We start from the raw sequence: 1,277 nt of genomic DNA, 5'->3' as shown, positions 1-1,277 counted from the left end.
TGCACTGACCTAATAAAATGAGACAAATAAAAACACCTTACGTTGAAATATGGGTATTTAACCCTTAAATACAACGTGGAGGTGTTTTTCTATGGGAACAAGAGTTAGTTATCCAGTAGAGATTAAAATGAAAGCAATTGAAATGAGACTGGCAGGAGTACCTGTTAATCAAGTATTAGAAGAATTGAATATTCGGAATCGTACACAACTGCAAACGTGGATGAAGTGGTATCGAAATGAGGAACATCATCGTCTTGAACAGCCGGTTGGAAAGCAATATACCTTCGGTAAAGGACCCGAATATGAAAATGAAACTGCCCAGTTAAAGGCAGAGAATCGTTATTTAAAGCAACAAATTGAAGTTTTAAAAAAGTACGCAGAGTTGGAAAGGAAGTGGTGCCAAAAGTAGTTGTACAATTAGTAGACGAACTGAAGGGAATGATGACAATCGGCGAAATCTGTGATCACTTGGGGGTTGGTAGGTCATCTTATTATCGATGGAAAAAGAATAATAACGTTGAAACCGATAAAGAGGTACGAGATAAGAAAATAGGAGAACTTTGTAAACTTCATAGATTCCGATATGGATATCGTAAAATTATGAGTATTTATGGAGAAGCCATTAGTAAAAATACAGTGCAAAAAGTAATGCAAAAACATGGTTGGCAGTGTCGAGTAAAAGAGAAAAAACGTAAACGTACTGGACAACCAGCTTATATCACACCAAACATATTAAATCGTGACTTTACTGCAGAAGCACCATTCGAAAAGCTAGTAACAGATATTACTTATTTGCCTTTTGGACAATCAATGATGTATCTTTCAAGTATTCTAGATGTCTTTAATGGTGAGATTGTAGCACAGACAATTGGATATACCCAAGATACTGCGTTTGTTTTAGATACATTAAATCAACTACCTAAATTACCTGAAGGATGTATTCTACATAGTGATCAAGGCTCTGTATATACGTCATATGCCTATCAAGAAGCAGTAAAAGAAAAAGGAATTATCATGAGCATGTCCCGTAAAGGTACACCCGCTGATAATTCCCCAATTGAAACGTTTCACTCCTCGCTAAAGTCTGAAACGTTCTATCTCGACGGGATCTATCGCACAACAAATGCGCATGTAATCCAAATCGTCGAAAACTATATTAACTATTATAACAATATCCGTATTCAAACGAAACTAAACAGCCAATCGCCGGTAGAATACCGTCAACTAGCTGCAATGTAGGGTGTTTTCTTATTGTCTCAAAAATGATGGTCAGTTCC

The 1,277-nt window shown here is 36.5% G+C and carries 1 protein-coding gene; it reads left to right on the top strand.

What is annotated here, in order from left to right; all coding sequences use genetic code 11:
* Positions 1-91: 91 nt before the first annotated feature.
* Positions 92-1,239 (top strand): IS3 family transposase gene (locus QYB95_RS19030; protein ID WP_301139946.1). Its coding sequence is split into 2 segments (ribosomal slippage): positions 92-365 and positions 365-1,239, totalling 1,149 coding nucleotides; the frame shifts between segments, so codons are not numbered across the junction.
* The last annotated feature ends 38 nt before the right edge of the window (positions 1,240-1,277 follow it).

It is taken from the genome of Ureibacillus aquaedulcis, assembly GCF_030418165.1.
Classification (GTDB): Bacteria; Bacillota; Bacilli; order Bacillales_A; family Planococcaceae; genus Ureibacillus; species Ureibacillus aquaedulcis.
The sequence above is the reverse complement of the archived record's forward strand: the minus strand, read 5'-3'. Positions and strand labels throughout refer to the sequence as shown.